Source organism: Erwinia sp. INIA01, assembly GCF_025947915.1.
GTDB classification, from domain to species: domain Bacteria; phylum Pseudomonadota; class Gammaproteobacteria; order Enterobacterales; family Enterobacteriaceae; genus Erwinia; species Erwinia coffeiphila.
This window is the reverse complement of record NZ_JAPDNC010000002.1, coordinates 313,554-329,139: the sequence shown is the minus strand read 5'-3', so window position 1 is coordinate 329,139 and position 15,586 is coordinate 313,554. Positions and strand designations below refer to the sequence as shown.

At 55.8% G+C, this 15,586-nt stretch carries 16 protein-coding genes; 4 read left to right on the top strand and 12 right to left on the bottom strand.

Features of this window, described 5'->3' with window-relative positions:
* Positions 1-621: 621 nt before the first annotated feature.
* Positions 622-828, bottom strand: a complete 207-nt coding sequence (locus tag OMR58_RS03405) for a DUF1107 domain-containing protein (RefSeq protein WP_105592072.1) — start codon at positions 826-828, stop codon at positions 622-624.
* Positions 829-1,146: 318 nt separating this feature from the next.
* On the opposite strand from OMR58_RS03405, the gene OMR58_RS03400 reads away from it, so the two are divergent.
* Positions 1,147-1,704 carry a YtfJ family protein gene (locus OMR58_RS03400; protein ID WP_200560604.1) on the top strand — a complete coding sequence of 186 codons (558 nt, stop codon included), beginning with the start codon at positions 1,147-1,149 and terminating at the stop codon, positions 1,702-1,704.
* Between the two features lie 112 nt (positions 1,705-1,816).
* Here the strand turns inward: OMR58_RS03400 and cysQ are convergent, their stop codons facing one another.
* Positions 1,817-2,563, bottom strand: a complete 747-nt coding sequence (gene cysQ / locus OMR58_RS03395; RefSeq protein ID WP_264545274.1) for a 3'(2'),5'-bisphosphate nucleotidase CysQ — start codon at positions 2,561-2,563, stop codon at positions 1,817-1,819.
* A 326-nt stretch (positions 2,564-2,889) separates the two neighbouring features.
* Here cysQ and OMR58_RS03390 point away from each other — a divergent pair, with 326 nt between their 5' ends.
* Positions 2,890-4,827, top strand: a complete 1,938-nt coding sequence (locus OMR58_RS03390) for a bifunctional 2',3'-cyclic-nucleotide 2'-phosphodiesterase/3'-nucleotidase (protein ID WP_200560602.1) — start codon at positions 2,890-2,892, stop codon at positions 4,825-4,827.
* 44 nt (positions 4,828-4,871) lie between these two features.
* On the opposite strand, the gene fklB is transcribed toward OMR58_RS03390, so the two are convergent.
* Positions 4,872-5,492: an FKBP-type peptidyl-prolyl cis-trans isomerase gene (fklB, locus tag OMR58_RS03385; protein WP_105592075.1), complete on the bottom strand. Its 621-nt coding sequence runs from the start codon at positions 5,490-5,492 to the stop codon at positions 4,872-4,874.
* A gap of 377 nt (positions 5,493-5,869) precedes the next feature.
* On the opposite strand from fklB, the gene OMR58_RS03380 reads away from it, so the two are divergent.
* Positions 5,870-6,412 carry an OapA family protein gene (locus OMR58_RS03380; protein WP_264545273.1) on the top strand — a complete coding sequence of 181 codons (543 nt, stop codon included), beginning with the start codon at positions 5,870-5,872 and terminating at the stop codon, positions 6,410-6,412.
* Between the two features lie 91 nt (positions 6,413-6,503).
* Here the strand turns inward: OMR58_RS03380 and rplI are convergent, their stop codons facing one another.
* The 4 genes from rplI to rpsF are packed head-to-tail and all read right to left on the bottom strand — an operon-like array spanning position 6,504 to position 7,945.
* A complete protein-coding gene (rplI, locus tag OMR58_RS03375; RefSeq protein ID WP_105592076.1) occupies positions 6,504-6,956 on the bottom strand; it encodes a 50S ribosomal protein L9 in 453 nt (150 codons plus the stop codon).
* Positions 6,957-6,994: 38 nt separating this feature from the next.
* Complete coding sequence (rpsR, locus tag OMR58_RS03370) at positions 6,995-7,222, bottom strand: 30S ribosomal protein S18 (protein ID WP_000135199.1); 228 nt, start codon at positions 7,220-7,222, stop codon at positions 6,995-6,997.
* A 4-nt stretch (positions 7,223-7,226) separates the two neighbouring features.
* Complete coding sequence (gene priB, locus OMR58_RS03365; protein ID WP_105592077.1) at positions 7,227-7,544, bottom strand: primosomal replication protein N; 318 nt, start codon at positions 7,542-7,544, stop codon at positions 7,227-7,229.
* Between the two features lie 5 nt (positions 7,545-7,549).
* A complete protein-coding gene (rpsF, locus tag OMR58_RS03360) occupies positions 7,550-7,945 on the bottom strand; it encodes a 30S ribosomal protein S6 (protein WP_004160104.1) in 396 nt (131 codons plus the stop codon).
* 354 nt (positions 7,946-8,299) lie between these two features.
* Between rpsF and bsmA the strand changes: the two genes are divergently transcribed.
* Positions 8,300-8,626 carry a biofilm peroxide resistance protein BsmA gene (gene bsmA / locus OMR58_RS03355; RefSeq protein ID WP_200560599.1) on the top strand — a complete coding sequence of 109 codons (327 nt, stop codon included), beginning with the start codon at positions 8,300-8,302 and terminating at the stop codon, positions 8,624-8,626.
* On the opposite strand, the gene OMR58_RS03350 is transcribed toward bsmA, so the two are convergent.
* The 5 genes from OMR58_RS03350 to OMR58_RS03330 form a co-directional block, all read right to left on the bottom strand.
* Positions 8,600-10,231 carry an isovaleryl-CoA dehydrogenase gene (locus OMR58_RS03350; protein ID WP_200543369.1) on the bottom strand — a complete coding sequence of 544 codons (1,632 nt, stop codon included), beginning with the start codon at positions 10,229-10,231 and terminating at the stop codon, positions 8,600-8,602. The genes bsmA and OMR58_RS03350 overlap by 27 nt on opposite strands.
* 85 nt (positions 10,232-10,316) lie before the next feature.
* Positions 10,317-11,054 (bottom strand): 23S rRNA (guanosine(2251)-2'-O)-methyltransferase RlmB, encoded by a 738-nt coding sequence (gene rlmB, locus OMR58_RS03345; RefSeq protein ID WP_105592080.1) that lies wholly within the window; start codon positions 11,052-11,054, stop codon positions 10,317-10,319.
* 88 nt (positions 11,055-11,142) lie between these two features.
* Positions 11,143-13,590, bottom strand: a complete 2,448-nt coding sequence (rnr, locus tag OMR58_RS03340) for a ribonuclease R (protein ID WP_264545272.1) — start codon at positions 13,588-13,590, stop codon at positions 11,143-11,145.
* A 16-nt stretch (positions 13,591-13,606) separates the two neighbouring features.
* Positions 13,607-14,050, bottom strand: coding sequence for a nitric oxide-sensing transcriptional repressor NsrR (gene nsrR, locus OMR58_RS03335; protein ID WP_105592082.1), 444 nt, complete (start codon positions 14,048-14,050; stop codon positions 13,607-13,609).
* Between the two features lie 197 nt (positions 14,051-14,247).
* Complete coding sequence (locus tag OMR58_RS03330) at positions 14,248-15,546, bottom strand: adenylosuccinate synthase (RefSeq protein WP_200560596.1); 1,299 nt, start codon at positions 15,544-15,546, stop codon at positions 14,248-14,250.
* Between the last annotated feature and the right edge of the window lie 40 nt (positions 15,547-15,586).

Genomic DNA, 15,586 nt, shown 5'->3' with positions numbered 1-15,586 from the left:
TTGGGGGCGGCTACGGGCGGTCCTCGCGCCGCTTCGCGGTTACCTTCACTTCGTTCGTCAGCCTGTAGGACCGGCTCAGACGGTCCATCCATGGCCCGACCGAGCCTTCGCCAGCGTCCTGCTGGCGAATCCTGGCCTCCTCTCTGCGTTCAGCGCTGCGGATTGTCCGTAGCCGCCCCCAACCAGTCCGCTTTTAACAGTTAGTGATGCCTGTTAGAAGCAACTGTTAGAAAAAACTGCTCTCTCAAATTTCTCAACAAAGAGACCTGCCAGGCGCGTCAAGAAAGCAACGATGATGCTGCAAGGGGGTCAGCCTCTGCGGCTACCGGGCAATCCGCAGCGCTGAGGTGCAGGCTGCGGGACCGGAGAGACACGCATGGACGCGTGGCTCAGGCGTGGCGCGGGCAGGACGCCCGCTCCACGCCGATCCGCAAGGCCCGCAGCCGGAAACGAAGGCACCACGCAAAGCGTGGCGCGAGGACCGCCAGGTAGCCGCAGAGGCTGAACCCCGATCCCCGAAACCACCAGCCACCAGGCAATAAAAAAGCCGCCCTCTCAACAAGATAGCGGCTTCATACTCTCGACAGACAAACATCGCACCACAGGGCGCCTTCTCTTACATCAGTTAAACTCTGACTGGAGGCGCAAAACCTGGCGGTTCACTTCTGACATCACACTAAAATGCTGCTTATCCTTCACGCGCGGCAGCAAAATCTTACCTTTATCGAACTCAAACGCGCCAACATCCTTAATATACAACCGACCACGAAACAGGGTTTTAACGTACTTAGCAACCTGAAGTGGGTTATAGCGTTGGAATATTTTCATTGTTGATTGTACTCCTGAATATTTAACGTACGCTCCGTCCGTAACCAAATCAGAGACGAATCCGTGAAGCGCAAAGTGATTAGACTATAGAACACTGATTGCTTTCTATGTCCTTAATTCCCAATTTTTTTACTACGTTTACACATCATTACAGAGCACTATCTCTCCCTATCGACGAGATGCAGTATAAACCTTCGATCTACAGGGTTTTGTGCAGTGTGTTGCAAAGATGTTATTTCTATGCGACAGCAGCATCATCCACACTTATTATTACATCTGAGTGAACAACTGGTCCGATCACATTACGCTGGAGCGATTATGAGAAAAGTTCGACATTTCCTTGCGCTGACCTGTCTGCTGCTGCCGTTTATGGCTGGGGCGCATAATCTGGCTGAGAACCAGCGCGTTCCTCCTGTCGGTATCGCCGACAAAGGGGAGCTGGTGTATCAACAAGATAAGTTTAGCTATAAAAACTGGAATAGCGCGCAGCTGGTGGGAAAAGTGCGGGTGCTGCAACATATTGCCGGTCGCTCGTCCGCTAAAGAGCAAAATGCTGCGCTGATTGAAGCCATTAAAGCCGCGAAGTTACCGCACGATCGTTATCAAACCACCACCATTGTGAACACCGACGATGCGATTCCTGGCACCGGCATGTTTGTGCGCAGCAGCATCGAGAGCAATAAGAAGCAGTTCCCATGGTCGCAGTTTATTATCGACAGCAATGGCAGCGTGCTGAAAGCATGGCAGCTGCAAAGCGGTGGATCGGCGATTGCCGTGTTGGATAAAGAGGGCAAGGTCCGCTTCGTGAAGGACGGTGCGCTGACGCAGGATGAGGTTAAACAGGTCATGGCGCTGCTGCAGGCGCTTTTAAAATAAAGATTACATCCCGGTCTGAAAGGGCAATGCCTCCTCAGGCCGGGCTAACAACCGTCGGACATTTATCGCTGCGCCGTAGCTGCTGTCAATATCCGGTAGCACCAGTCAAGACTTAAAAGATTGAGACGCGGAACCCCGGATTGAGGAAGGATTCCCGCGGCGTGTAGTCCAGCGTTTTCCCCTGCCAGTCGTTGACGTGCGCACCCGCCGCCAGGGCGACAGCATGCCCTGCACCGGTATCCCAGATGTTGGTCGGCCCGAAGCGCGGATAAAGCTGCGCTGTACCTTCCGCAACCAGGCAAAACTTCAATGATGAACCGATCGCCGTAGTCTGATGCTCGCCCATCTGATCGAGGTATTCTTTCAGCTCCAGATCGGATGCCGCGTGTGAACGGCTGATCACCACCAGCGGAGGATGGGCTTCACGAACCTGAATCTGTGCTTTCTGTCCGCCCTCTTCTTTCCAAGCCTTACCGTTCGCTGCGGAGTACATCACGTCCAGCACCGGCGCATACACCACGCCCAGAACCGGTTTCCCCCCCTCAATCAGCGCAATATTGACGGTAAACTCACCGTTGCGCTTGATAAACTCTTTCGTTCCGTCCAGCGGGTCCACCAGCCAGTAGCTCTGCCAGCTCTGACGGGTCGGCCAGTCGGCCGGATCTTCTTCTGACAGCACCGGGATCTGCGGGGAAAGTGCCTGCAGCCCGGTAACAATAATTTTATGCGCCGCAATGTCCGCCGCCGTTACCGGGGAATCATCAGATTTGCGTGTTACGTCTACCGGCGTGGGTGCATCATACACCTGCATAATTGCATCACCTGCTTCACGTGCCAGCTGGCAAATTTGTTCTAACACTTTCCACCTCCCGATCGGATTCATACAGGCCTGCTATCAACGCGCAAACGCTAAAGCACTCTACTGAGAATAGCAGTTCACTTCAGCCAGGGTTAACAGCAGGTTAACCATTTATTTCAAAAGCATAGCGTAGAACACCCCCACGATGACACCGTTTTGATTATTTTCTGCCATCGTGCCATTCGATCCTCACAGTTCGGGTTTTTGCGGAAAATCACGGCTAATTATCGGCTTTCGATCACATTTTTTTGCAGCATAACGACAAATTTTCATATTTTTCTGCGAAGGTTATCGAAATTCAGTCAGGCATCAGAAAGGGAGACAACATGTTTAAACCTGGCATTACGCTGCTCACACTGCTGGTCAGCGGCACACTACAGGCCGCCACGGTCGATTTTCGCATTCTGGAAACCACCGATCTGCACAGTAATATGATGGACTTCGATTACTACAAAGATCAGCCCACCGATAAATATGGCCTTGTGCGCACCGCCTCGCTGATCGCCGCAGCGCGCCAGCAGGTCACGAATAGCGTACTGGTCGATAACGGTGACGTGATCCAGGGCAGCCCGCTGGGGGATTATATGGCGGCGAAGGGGCTGAATAAGGGAGAGACTCATCCGGTTTATAAAGCGATGAACACCCTGAACTACAGCGTCGGCAATCTGGGTAACCATGAGTTTAATTACGGCCTCGACTATCTGCAAAAGGCGATCGCCGGTGCACGTTTCCCCTACATTAACGCCAATATTATTGACGTTGCCAGCGGGAAGCCGCTATTTACGCCTTTCCTGATTGAACCGGTGAAGGTGCGCGATCGCGCAGGTAAAGAGCATACTCTGAAGGTCGGCTATATCGGCTTTGTGCCCCCGCAGATTATGGTCTGGGACAAAAAGAACCTTAGCGGTAAGGTTACGGTGGATGACATCACTGCCACCGCGAAAAAATGGGTGCCGGAAATGCGCGCTCAGGGTGCCGATATCGTTGTGGCGATCCCGCACTCCGGCCTTTCCAGCGAGCCGTATCACGCACTGGCGGAAAACTCCGTTTACTACCTCAGCCAGGTTCCGGGCATTGACGCCATTATGTTTGGCCACGCGCACGCCGTATTCCCCAGCGCCGACTTCGCCGCCATTAAAGGCGCTGACATCGAGCAGGGGACGCTCAACGGCATTCCGGCAGTGATGCCCGGGATGTGGGGCGATCACCTCGGCGTGGTCGATCTGGTGCTGAATAACGAGAGTGGCAGCTGGAAGGTGATCGGTGCCAAAGCAGAAGCGCGGCCAGTTTATGACAAGGCAGCGAAAAAGTCGCTGGCGGCGGAAGATCCGGCGCTGGTGAAAGTGCTGGCCGACGATCATAACGGCACGCGTGAGTTTGTCAGCCAGCCAATTGGCAAATCCGCCGACGTGATGGCCAGCTATCTGTCGCTGGTGCAGGACGATCCGACCGTACAGATCGTTAATAATGCCCAGCGCGACTATACAGAACGCTTTATCCAGGGCGATCCCGACCTGGCGCGGTTGCCGGTACTTTCCGCAGCAGCACCCTTTAAGGCCGGAGGCCGTAAAAACGATCCGGCCAGCTATGTTGAAGTGGATAAAGGCCAGCTGACGTTCCGTAACGCCGCCGATCTCTATCTATATCCCAACACCCTGGTGGTGATGAAGGTCAGCGGTGCTCAGGTAAAAGAGTGGCTGGAGTGTTCTGCCGGGCAGTTCAATCAGATTGATATTCATAACAGCAGCCCGCAGTCGCTGATTAACTGGGACTTCCGTACCTATAATTTCGATGTGATTGACGGTGTGAACTACCAGATCGATATCACCCAACCAGCACGCTATGACAGCGAATGCCAGCTGATCAATCCGGAAAGCTCGCGTATTCGTGATTTAACCTTCAACGGAAAGCCCATCGATCCAGAAGCCACTTTCCTCGTTGCCACAAATAACTATCGCGCTTACGGTGGGAAATTTGCAGGCACGGGTGAAAAGCAGATAGCGTTTGCCTCACCGGATGAGAACCGTTCAGTGCTTGCCGCCTACATCAGCGCACAAACCAAAGCCGATGGCGAGGTGAAGCCGCAGGCAGACAATAACTGGCGACTGGCACCGATAGTCAGCAATACGCCGCTGGATATTCGTTTTGAGACCGCGCCGGGGGAGAAAGCCGCTGAATTTATTCGCACTCACGCCCAGTATCCGCTCAAGCAGGTGGCAACGGATGAAACGGGCTTTGCGATTTATCAGCTGAAGCTGCAATAACGGGGAACAGCAGCAGGCGCGCCCCACAGGGCGCGCCTGAGGGATTACAGAATTTCCAGCAGTTCGACTTCAAATACCAGCGTGCTGTATGGCGGGATTGATGCGCCTGCACCGCGCTCGCCGTAGGCCAGGTTGTGAGGGATAACCAGCTCCCACTTAGAGCCAACCGGCATCAGGGTAAGCGCTTCGATCCAGCCTGGGATCACGCCGCTGACCGGGAACTCAGCCGGTTCACCGCGCTGTACAGAGCTGTCAAACACGCTGCCGTCAATCAGTTTACCGGTGTAGTGAACGCGTACGCGATCCTGACGGGATGGGATGGCACCTTCACCCTGAGTCAGCACGCTAAACTGCAGGCCGGTTTCGGTGCTGCTGACGCCGTCACGCTTCGCGTTCTCTTCCAGGAATTTCTGACCTTCCACTGCCAGCGCTTTCTGACGCTCCTGGCGCACAACTTCAGCACGCTCATGAACTTCACGCAGCGCGCGGTGAACAACATCAACAGGAACAGCCGGGGCATTCCCTTCCAGCGCATCACGCAGGCCCGCCAGTAGCGCCTCTGGTTGCAGACCCTGCAGACCAGATTCCTGCAGCTGCTGGCCAACCTGTAAACCGATACCGTAACTTGCTTGCGCTTCTACACTGTCAAAAGAAGGGGTTGTCATGGATTTTCCTTTCATCATTGATAAAACAGAAGCCGAAGCATAACAGCGCAGAGAACGTGCGTAAAATCCCATCTTCTACTGGTGACTTTTGATCGCGAAAGAGAAACAATAATGTCTTCAATTATTCAGAATGCTCAAATGGTTACCGCACAGCGTGTCTTTCCCGTTCCCAGAATAAAAACAGACCACGTTTGTCCAGATTGCGGAATTTTTTCACCCCAGGGGTAACCGGTTCAGCTACAGTGTACTCAGAGGTATAAATGGGCCAAATTGCCCGCCGGCGCAGGAAAAGCCAGCCACGTTTCTCTTTCGCATGGAAAAGCTGGATGGCCAGAGTCTTACTGATGGCGCGCAGCGTGCGCCGAAAGGAGGAAGCTATGCCAAATGCATCGAAAGCTTCACGCTCCCCCGCGTGGCTCAGCCATATCTGGCATCTGCCGGATAAGATGCACTGGATGGACCCGCTCCCCGCACCACACCGTCGCGGTATTATCGTTGCCGTTGTAGTGATCCTGCTGGCCTTCCTGTGGCCAGCCCCTTCCCCGCAGCGAGCACCGGTTACGCCGCTGCAAAGCGGTTCTGAGGGGACTGAAGTGCCGTTACAGGCGAATATCGCCGACGACTTCCCACAAAGCAGCAACACGCAGGGTGATTCACGCGGGCAGTGGCGCAACTATACGATTGCGTCCGGCCAGACGCTGGCACAGCTGTTCCGCGATAATAATCTGCCGGTTAACGATGTCTTTGCGATGGCGCAGGTGGAAGGCAGTGATAAACCGCTCAGTACATTGAATGCGGGCCAGAGGGTGAAGATCCGGCTCAATGCGGCAGGCGTTGTTACGGGGTTAACGCTGGAGTCAGCGGGCAGGGAAATTCTGTTTACTCGTCAGGCAGACGGTTCATTTATTCGTGCCCAGTAGCACGGCAAAGCTGGGGAGGAGCAGCGTCATCAGCTTTCAGCAGAAACAAAAACGCCGGCACGAGGCCGGCGTTTTTAATTGCTAAAAGCGATTAAGCTTCAGCAACTACATTCACGATCAGTTTCGCGAATACTTCGCTGTGAACCTGGAAGTCCACTTCGTGCTCACCGGTGGTGCGCAGAACGCCGTTCGGCAGACGAACTTCGCTCTTAGCCACTTCAACGCCAGCTGCAGTTACAGCGTCAGCGATGTCGCGAGTACCGATAGAACCGAACAGTTTACCTTCGTCGCCTGCTTTAGACGCGATGGTAACGGTGCCCAGTGCGTTGATTTTCTCAGCGCGAGCGTTAGCAGCAGACAGAACGTCAGCCAGTTTGGCTTCCAGCTCTGCACGGCGTGCTTCGAAGAACTCAACGTTTTTCTTAGTAGCAGGAACAGCTTTGCCCTGTGGTACCAGGAAGTTACGAGCGTAGCCCGCTTTAACGTTTACCTGGTCGCCCAGGGTGCCCAGGTTTGCTACTTTATCAAGCAGAATAACTTGCATTACCTTATCCTCTTAAAGTCGTTAATAGACAGTTGCCGTTACTGATGACGATCGGTGTACGGCAGCAGGGACAGGTAACGCGCGCGCTTGATAGCACGAGCCAGCTGACGCTGGTATTTTGCACGAGTACCGGTGATACGGCTTGGTACGATCTTGCCGCTTTCAGTGATGTAGTTTTTCAGCGTTGCGATATCTTTATAATCGATCTCTTGAACGCCTTCCGCGGTGAAACGGCAGAACTTGCGACGACGGAAATAACGTGCCATTTGGCTAGTCTCCAGAATCTATCAATTCAATCTGCTCGGCATGCAGTACGAGTTTGTTCAGGCCGTTGCGCCCTTGATGGCTGCAAATAAAACCCTGAACCGTGACCTGCGCGCCGACCGTTATACTTTGAGTAATGGCCTGATGGGCTTTGCCGCTGATAATCACCGGCATACGGCACCAGGCTTGCCGGGTAAAACCGGCTTCCACCTGCTGTGAACGATGCTCAAGCACGAACTGGCAGTGTGGAATTCCTGACGGGCTGACTTTTCGCATCGGCGTCTTGCACACGGTGCCAGACAGCGTCAGACGGTTAGCCGTCATAGAAATTACTCTTCAGAATCCCCAGCATCTGCATCATCAGAGGTTTCGTTAGCGAAATCTTCACGACGCTCACGGCGCTCGTCTTTCGCTTTAACCATCGGAGATGCTTCAGTTACCGCGTGCTTAACGCGCATAACCATGCTGCGGATAACGGCGTCGTTGAAGCGGAAGTTAGTTTCCAGCTCATCGATCGCTTCCTGCGGAGCTTCAACGTTCAGCAGAACGTAGTGAGCTTTGTGCAGTTTGTTGATCGGGTAAGCCAGCTGACGACGGCCCCAGTCTTCCAGGCGGTGGATCGTACCTTCTGCACCAGTGATGGTGGCAGAGTAGCGCTCGATCATGCCAGGAACCTGTTCGCTCTGGTCAGGGTGAACCATAAATACGATTTCGTAATGACGCATCGAATTTGCTCCTTACGGATTATTCAGCCTCCTGTCGGGGTCAGCCGCGGCCCATGGAAGCAAGGAACGTTATAAGCCGTAACCAACGATTAGCAGGCTACAACTTGAGAATGCGGCTGAAAAATTGACGCGTAATCATACTGGCGAGGGGTGGGAAACACAAGGTAAAGATCGAGCGAGCGGAGAAAAAAGATGCGGCCGCAGCATCGATGATAAATTCATGCTGAAAGGCACTGCGACAGCCGCCGCCGGGGCAGGATTCTGCTCATCTGCCGCAGGCATTTCAGGTGAAATCGTCTCCCTCTTGCGTGGAATGACGTAAACTCATGCCACTGCCATCAAAGAGAGCTGAAGATGCGTCCGATCATTGCGTTATCCGTCATCCTGCTGCTGAGCGCCTGCAGCGCGCTGAAAACCACACCCCAGCCACCGCCGCCGCCAGCGGACCACGCGCAGGAGATCGTCCGTGCCCAAAGCACCAATCTGACCCGACTGGGAACGGCCAGCGTCACGGTGCGCGGCTCCCCGGACGATGCCGAGCGGGCGCTGGCGGCAAAAGCTAACGCCAGCGGGGCCAGCTACTACCTGATCCAACTGGTGAGCGAAACGGTGGCTCCGGGCATGTGGTACGCTTCGGCGATCTTCTACGGGCCATCAACTCACGCCGCTGGCGCGCAGTAGCAGCCGCTGGCAAACCTCATCGGGGATTGCCGCGCCTCCACGTGAGTCCAGCTGCTGGCGGCACCACGCGTCCGCCAGCGGCGGCTCAAGATAGCGTAGTACCTGCTCCGCCGTCGCCAGTGAGAACAGCCGTTCAACCAGACCTCGCGCTCGCGCTTCATCCGGCTGGCGAAGTAATAATCTGAGCTGCCGCCACTGCTGGTCAAAATGTCGGTTAATGCCTTTCACTTCGGCAAACTGCGCATCCAGTCGCTCACCGATCGCTGGCTGCTTAAGTAAGACTCGCAGCACGTCCAGGCACATCACGTTACCTGAACCCTCCCAAATGCTGTTAACCGGCATCTCGCGGTACAGTCGGGGCAGTTCGCTGTCCTCGCAGTAGCCGATACCGCCAAGTACCTCCATCGATTCGGCCACAAACGGGATTCCGCGTTTACAGATAACGTATTTGGCAGCGGGGGTGAGCAGGCGGCTGTAGCCACGTTCGGCTTCATCTTTGGCATCAGACCAGGCACGAGCAAGACGCATCAGCAGCGCCGTTTGCCCTTCCAGTACCAGCGCCTGAGAGGCCAACACCTGGCGCATCAGCGGCTGGTCTACCAGCGTTTTCCCCTGCACCTGCCGCTGATGGGCATGGTACAGCGCCACTGAAAATGCACGACGCATCTGACCATGGCTACCCAGCGCGCAGTCAAAGCGCGTGTAACCGCCCATTTTCAGGATTTGCCGTACCCCTTCACCCTCGTCGCCAATCAGCCAGCCAAGCGCATCCCTGAACTCCACTTCACTACTGGCGTTGGAGCGGTTACCGAGCTTGTCTTTCAGGCGCTCGATCTGCACGCTGTTACGCGTACCGTCCGGCAGCAATCGCGGCAGGAAAAAGCAGGACAGGCCACCGGAGGTCCGCGCCAGCACCAGATGCGCATCGCTTTGCGGCACCGAGAAAAACCATTTATGCCCGACCAGCCGGTAGCATTCACCGGGGCCACGATGGCTGACGGGTTCAGCACGCGTGGTATTACTCAACACGTCGGTTCCGCCCTGCTTTTCAGTCATGCCCATGCCAATCAACAGGCCGCGCTTTTGTTCACCAGGCTGAAGATGGGAGTCGTAACGATCGGAGAGCAGCCCCGGCAGCCAGGCGTGAAAGTCGGCGGGCAAATGGCGCTGTAGCAGCGGAATGGCACCGAAGGTCATGGTAACCGGGCACAACGTTCCGGCCTCAACCTGGGCATGCAGGATGAAACGAGCGGCGCGTGCCACGAAGGCATTCTCTGGCGCATCGGGCTGCCACGGCAGATTGTGTACCCGGTTCGCACACAGCCCCTGCATCAGCAGATGCCATGCAGGATGGAAACGCACATCATCCAGCCTTTCCCCCGTGGCATCGTAGCGCAGCAGCTCCGGTGGATTACGGTTTGCCAGCCTTCCAAGCTCAAGCGATTCCGCGCTGCCCAGCTGTTGTCCGACGGAGGCCAGACGTTCAGCATCCCAGCCAGCGCCGTGGCGCAGCACGGCGTCGCGCAGCGGAATATCGGAAAGAAACAGATTGCTATTGCTGAGGGGGGCGGGTTGATTGAAAACAGTATGGGTTTTCCAGTCCATCACGGCATCCTGTTTAAAACGGGCCAGATGACAGGATAAAACGAGGGGCGAAGAATGCTGGGGCGCAGGTCACGCCCCGAACAATTTACTTAACGCTGCGCTGACGTACCGCTTCAAACAGGCAAATACCGGTCGCGACGGAAACGTTCAGTGAAGACACGCTGCCCGCCATCGGAATACTAATCAGTTCATCGCAGTGCTCGCGCGTCAGGCGGCGCATGCCCTCGCCTTCTGCACCCATCACCAGCGCCATCGGGCCGGTCATTTTACTCTGGTACAGGTCGTGGTCGGCCTCACCGGCGGTGCCGACGATCCACACGTTGGATTCCTGCAGCTGGCGCATGGTGCGTGCCAGGTTGGTCACGCGGATCAGCGGCACATGCTCGGCGGCACCGCTGGCCACTTTCTTCGCGGTCGCATTCAGAGCGGCGGAGCGATCTTTTGGCACGATAACCGCATGAACGCCTGCGGCGTCGGCGCTGCGCAGGCAGGCCCCCAGGTTATGCGGGTCGGTCACGCCGTCGAGGATCAGGAAGAACGGGCTTTCCAGGCTCTCCAGCAGATCGGGAAGATCGCCTTCCTGATACTGACGGCCCGGTTTAATGCGGGCAATAATGCCCTGATGCACAGCACCTTCAGACTTGCTGTCCAGCATCTGCTTGTTCGCCACCTGAATCACCACGCCCTGCGCTTCCAGCGCTTTCACCAGCGTTTGTAAGCGGCGATCGTCGCGCCCTTTTTGGATAAAGACTTCCTGGAAACGCTGGGGGTCGCTGTCCAGCAGCGCCTGTACGGCGTGGATACCAAAAACAATTTCACTCATGGTTCAGTTACTCAAAGGTCATCATTCAGTTGAAAGGGGCAAACGCGTCAACGCTCGCCCCCTGCTGCCGGTTATTCACACCGCTCAGTTAGTCGCGGTCGGATTTTTTCCCTGCGCGTTTCGCTTTGGTGGCGGCGGCGATTTTACGGGTTTTATCCGACGGCTTGCGTGGCTTTTTTTCTTTTTTCGCCGGTTGGGCGTTTTTTGACTCGCCCGCTTTGCGGAAGTCGCTGTCCGGCTCGAAGTTTTTGCTGCCCGGACGCGGAGCACGGCGGCGGTTACCGCTGTTTTTTGCCACACCACGTTTTTCGCGTTCACGCTCGGTTTTCCCTTCACCGCGCGGCTTACGCTGGCTGGAGATCAGTGCGAAATCAATCTTACGCTCGTCCATATGCACCGCATCAACGCGCACTTCCACCGAGTCGCCCAGGCGGTAGGTACGACCACCGGACTCGCCGATCAGACGCTGACCAACGGCGTCAAAGCGGTAGTAGTCGTTGTCCAGCGTCGACACGTGAACCAGGCCGTCGATAAACAGATCGTCAAGACGCACGAAGAAACCAAAGCCGGTCACGCTGGAAATCACCCCGCTGAAGGTTTCACCCACCTGATCCTGCATAAAGTCACACTTCAGCCAGTCGGCAACGTCGCGCGTCGCTTCGTCAGCACGGCGCTCGGTCATCGAACAGTGCTGGCCAAACTGCAGCATCTGCTGCAGATCGTAGTGGAAACCACCGGTTGGCGTGGTGTTCCCCTGCAGCGTGTTGTTCTCTTTCGCCAGCAGATACTTAATGGCACGGTGCAGCAGCAGGTCCGGATAACGACGGATCGGCGAGGTGAAATGTGCGTAGGAAGCCAGTGCCAGACCAAAGTGGCCACGGTTCTCCGGATCGTACACCGCCTGCTTCATGGAACGCAGCAGCATGGTTTGCAGCATTTCGTGGTCAGGACGGCCCGCAATCTGGCTGAGCAGCTCGGCGTAGTCCAGTGGCTGCGGCTTGTTGCCGCCCGGCAGCGTCAGGCCCAGCTCGTTCAGCACGGAACGGAAGCTCTTGATGCTGTCATCGCTTGGACGATCGTGATCGCGGAACAGCGCCGGTTCGTTATTCTTCTCCACGAAGCGGGCCGAAGCGATGTTGGCGAGGATCATGCACTCTTCGATCAGCTTGTGCGCATCGTTGCGGGATACCTGCTCAATACGATCGATACGGCGTTCAGCATTGAAGATAAACTTCGCCTCTTCCGTTTCAAACGAGATACCGCCGCGCTGCTCACGGGATTTTTCCAGCGCCAGATACATGCGGTGCAGCTCTTCCAGGTCTTTCACCAACGGCTGATACTGCTCGCGCAGATCCTGATCGCCCTGCAGAATGTTCCACACCTTGTTATAGGTCAGGCGGGCGAACGAGTTCATGACCGCTTCATAGTGCTTGTAGCCGGTCAGTTTACCGGTGGAGGATACGGTCATCTCGCACACCATGCACAGACGATCCACTTCCGGATTCAGCGAGCACAGGCCGTTTGACAGCACTTCCGGCAGCATTGGTACAACCTGCGACGGGAAGTACACTGATGTACCACGGTTAATCGCTTCGGCATCCAGCGGCGTGCCGGGGCGCACGTAGTAGCTGACGTCCGCAATGGCAACCCACAGACGCCAGCCGCCGCCGCGCTTGCGCTCACAGAATACGGCGTCATCGAAGTCGCGGGCATCTTCACCATCAATGGTGACCAGCGGCAGATCGCGTAGATCCACACGGCCTTTTTTCGCCTCTTCCGGCACTTCTTCACTCAGATGAGCGATCTGTTTTTCCAGTTCTGGCGGCCAGACGTGCGGAATATCATGGGTGCGCAGCGCCATTTCAACGGCCAGACTGGTGCCCATGTTATCGCCAAGCACCTCGACGATTTTACCAATGGCTTTCGTACGGCGGGTCGGGCGCTGCGTCAGCTCCACCACCACCACAAAGCCCATTTTTGCGCCCATCAGCTCTTCGGCCGGGATTAAGATATCGAAGCTCAGGCGGCTGTCGTCGGGAACGACAAAGCCGACGCCCGCATCGGTAAAGTAGCGGCCAACAATCTGTGCGCTGCGCGGTTCTACTACGCGCACCACGCGCACTTCGCGGCGGCCACGGCGATCGGCGCCCATGGCCTGAGCGAGAATGATATCGCCGTGCATGCACATCTTCATCTGCTCGGCAGAGAGATAAAGATCGTCTTTGCTGCCTTCAATACGCAGGAAGCCGAAGCCATCGCGATGGCCAATGACTTTGCCTTTTAACAGGTCCAGGCGTTCCGGCAGCGCGTAGCACTGGCGGCGGGTGAAGACCAGCTGCCCGTCGCGCTCCATGGCGCGCAGGCGGCGGCGCAGCGCTTCGGTCTGCTCTTCACCGTTGATGGATAGCTCTACCGCCAGCTCTTCCCGGCTGGCAGGCTTTTCACGTTTGTCCAGGTGCGCGAGAATAAACTCACGGCTGGGGATCGGGTTTTCGTACTTTTCAGCTTCTCTTTCCTGAAAGGGATCTTTTGACATCGAGGTTCCTCCGTTGTCAGCTGCTGAGCGACACGCGGTCGGTCAGCAAAATTTTGTAAAGCGGATGGTTATCTTCCACCAGGTCAGCCAGGGTGTAATTGTCCAGTTCCCGCAGGAAGCTCTGGACGGCATCATGCAGCGCCTTTTTCAGGCGACAGGCAGAGGTGATATGGCAGAAATCGCTGTGGCAATTCACCAGCTGAAGCGGTTCCATATCACGGACTACCTGGCCTATCACTATCTCCTCAGCCGGTCTGCCCAGGCGAATACCGCCATTTTTACCGCGCATCGCCGCGATATAGCCGGCACGGCTAAGTTGATTGATAATTTTGACCATATGATTACGGGACACGCCATAAGTGTCTGTCACTTCGGTGATGCTGGTCATCTGGCCCTCTGGCAGAGAGGCAAGGTAGATCAGCGCACGCAAGCCGTAATCGGTAAAACTGGTTAGCTGCACAGTAACCTCAAGGATAAAACCCGTATTGAAGCTGTAATCCGCTTAAGAATGGACTTTGTTAGCAATGATAATAAACCAGCCACCGCAAAGGGGCGATTTTATTTAAACAAGCGGCATTGGTGAAACGAACTGACAGGGACGGCAGGAAACCAGTGCAGGAAAGGATCTGGCCGGGCAATGCCCGGCCTGAAATACAATTATGCGTCAAACGGGTCGCGCAGAATCATCGTTTCACTACGGTCCGGACCGGTTGAAATAATATCAACCGGTACGCCGGTCACTTCTTCAACACGCTTGATGTAATCAAGCGCTGCCTGCGGCAGACCATCACGCGTTTTCACGCCAAAGGTCGTTTCGCTCCAGCCTGGCAGGGTTTCGTAGATTGGCTCGATACCTTCCCAGTTTTCTGCTGCCAGCGGAGTGGTGGTCACTTCGCTGCCGTCCGGCATACGGTATGCCACACAGATTTTCACTTCTTTCAGACCATCCAGCACGTCCAGTTTGGTCATGCAGAAGCCAGAGAGGGAGTTGATCTGCACGGCGCGACGCACGGCAACCGCATCCAGCCAGCCGGTACGACGACGACGACCGGTGGTAGCACCGAACTCGTTGCCTTTCTCGCACAGGAACTCACCGGTTTCGTCGAACAGTTCGGTTGGGAACGGACCTGCACCCACGCGAGTGGAGTAGGCTTTAACGATACCCAGAACGTAATCAACATAGCGCGGACCGATACCTGAGCCCGTTGCCACGCCACCTGCGGTGGTGTTAGACGAGGTCACGTACGGATAGGTACCGTGGTCGATATCCAGCAGCGTACCCTGTGCGCCTTCGAACATGATCAGGTCGCCACGCTTGCGCGCGCCGTCCAGCAGTTCAGACACGTCAACCACCATGCTGGTCAGGATATCAGCAATTGCCAGGGTATCCGCCAGCACTTTATCGTAGTCAACCGCATCGGCTTTGTAGAAGTTAACCAGCTGGAAGTTATGGTATTCCATCACTTCTTTCAGCTTGGCCGCGAAGGTTTCTTTGTTGAACAGGTCACCAACGCGCAGGCCACGACGAGCCACTTTATCTTCGTAAGCCGGGCCAATACCGCGACCGGTCGTACCGATCGCTTTCGCGCCGCGTGCTTTTTCGCGCGCAACGTCCAGCGCCACGTGATACTCAAGGATCAGCGGGCAGGCTTCAGAAATGAACAGACGTTCGCGTACCGGGAAGCCGCGATCTTCCAGACCTTTCATCTCTTTCATCAGCGCAGCCGGAGACAGTACAACACCGTTGCCGATGATGCTGGTCACGTTTTCACGCAGGATGCCAGATGGAATTAAGTGGAGGACGGTTTTTTCACCGTTGATGACTAGCGTATGGCCAGCGTTATGGCCGCCCTGATAGCGCACTACGTATTTAGCACGTTCTGTCAGGAGGTCAACAATCTTACCTTTACCTTCGTCACCCCATTGGGTGCCCAGTACGACGACGTTCTTACCCATTTCTCAAAATCACCGATTGCTTAAAAATGGATTCTACCAT

Bases quoted from the DNA above. Each gene is read 5' to 3' on its own strand.
- priB (WP_105592077.1), bottom strand. From the start codon at position 7,544: ATGACGGCTAACCGTCTGACGCTGTCTGGCACCGTGTGCAAGACGCCG.
- OMR58_RS03390 (WP_200560602.1), top strand. From the start codon at position 2,890: ATGTTTAAACCTGGCATTACGCTGCTCACACTGCTGGTCAGCGGCACA.
- rpsR (WP_000135199.1), bottom strand. From the start codon at position 7,222: ATGGCACGTTATTTCCGTCGTCGCAAGTTCTGCCGTTTCACCGCGGAA.
- rnr (WP_264545272.1), bottom strand. From the start codon at position 13,590: ATGTCAAAAGATCCCTTTCAGGAAAGAGAAGCTGAAAAGTACGAAAAC.
- OMR58_RS03330 (WP_200560596.1), bottom strand. From the start codon at position 15,546: ATGGGTAAGAACGTCGTCGTACTGGGCACCCAATGGGGTGACGAAGGT.
- rlmB (WP_105592080.1), bottom strand. From the start codon at position 11,054: ATGAGTGAAATTGTTTTTGGTATCCACGCCGTACAGGCGCTGCTGGAC.
- fklB (WP_105592075.1), bottom strand. From the start codon at position 5,492: ATGACAACCCCTTCTTTTGACAGTGTAGAAGCGCAAGCAAGTTACGGT.
- bsmA (WP_200560599.1), top strand. From the start codon at position 8,300: ATGCGTCCGATCATTGCGTTATCCGTCATCCTGCTGCTGAGCGCCTGC.
- OMR58_RS03400 (WP_200560604.1), top strand. From the start codon at position 1,147: ATGAGAAAAGTTCGACATTTCCTTGCGCTGACCTGTCTGCTGCTGCCG.
- OMR58_RS03405 (WP_105592072.1), bottom strand. From the start codon at position 828: ATGAAAATATTCCAACGCTATAACCCACTTCAGGTTGCTAAGTACGTT.
- OMR58_RS03350 (WP_200543369.1), bottom strand. From the start codon at position 10,231: ATGGACTGGAAAACCCATACTGTTTTCAATCAACCCGCCCCCCTCAGC.
- rpsF (WP_004160104.1), bottom strand. From the start codon at position 7,945: ATGCGTCATTACGAAATCGTATTTATGGTTCACCCTGACCAGAGCGAA.
- OMR58_RS03380 (WP_264545273.1), top strand. From the start codon at position 5,870: ATGCCAAATGCATCGAAAGCTTCACGCTCCCCCGCGTGGCTCAGCCAT.
- rplI (WP_105592076.1), bottom strand. From the start codon at position 6,956: ATGCAAGTTATTCTGCTTGATAAAGTAGCAAACCTGGGCACCCTGGGC.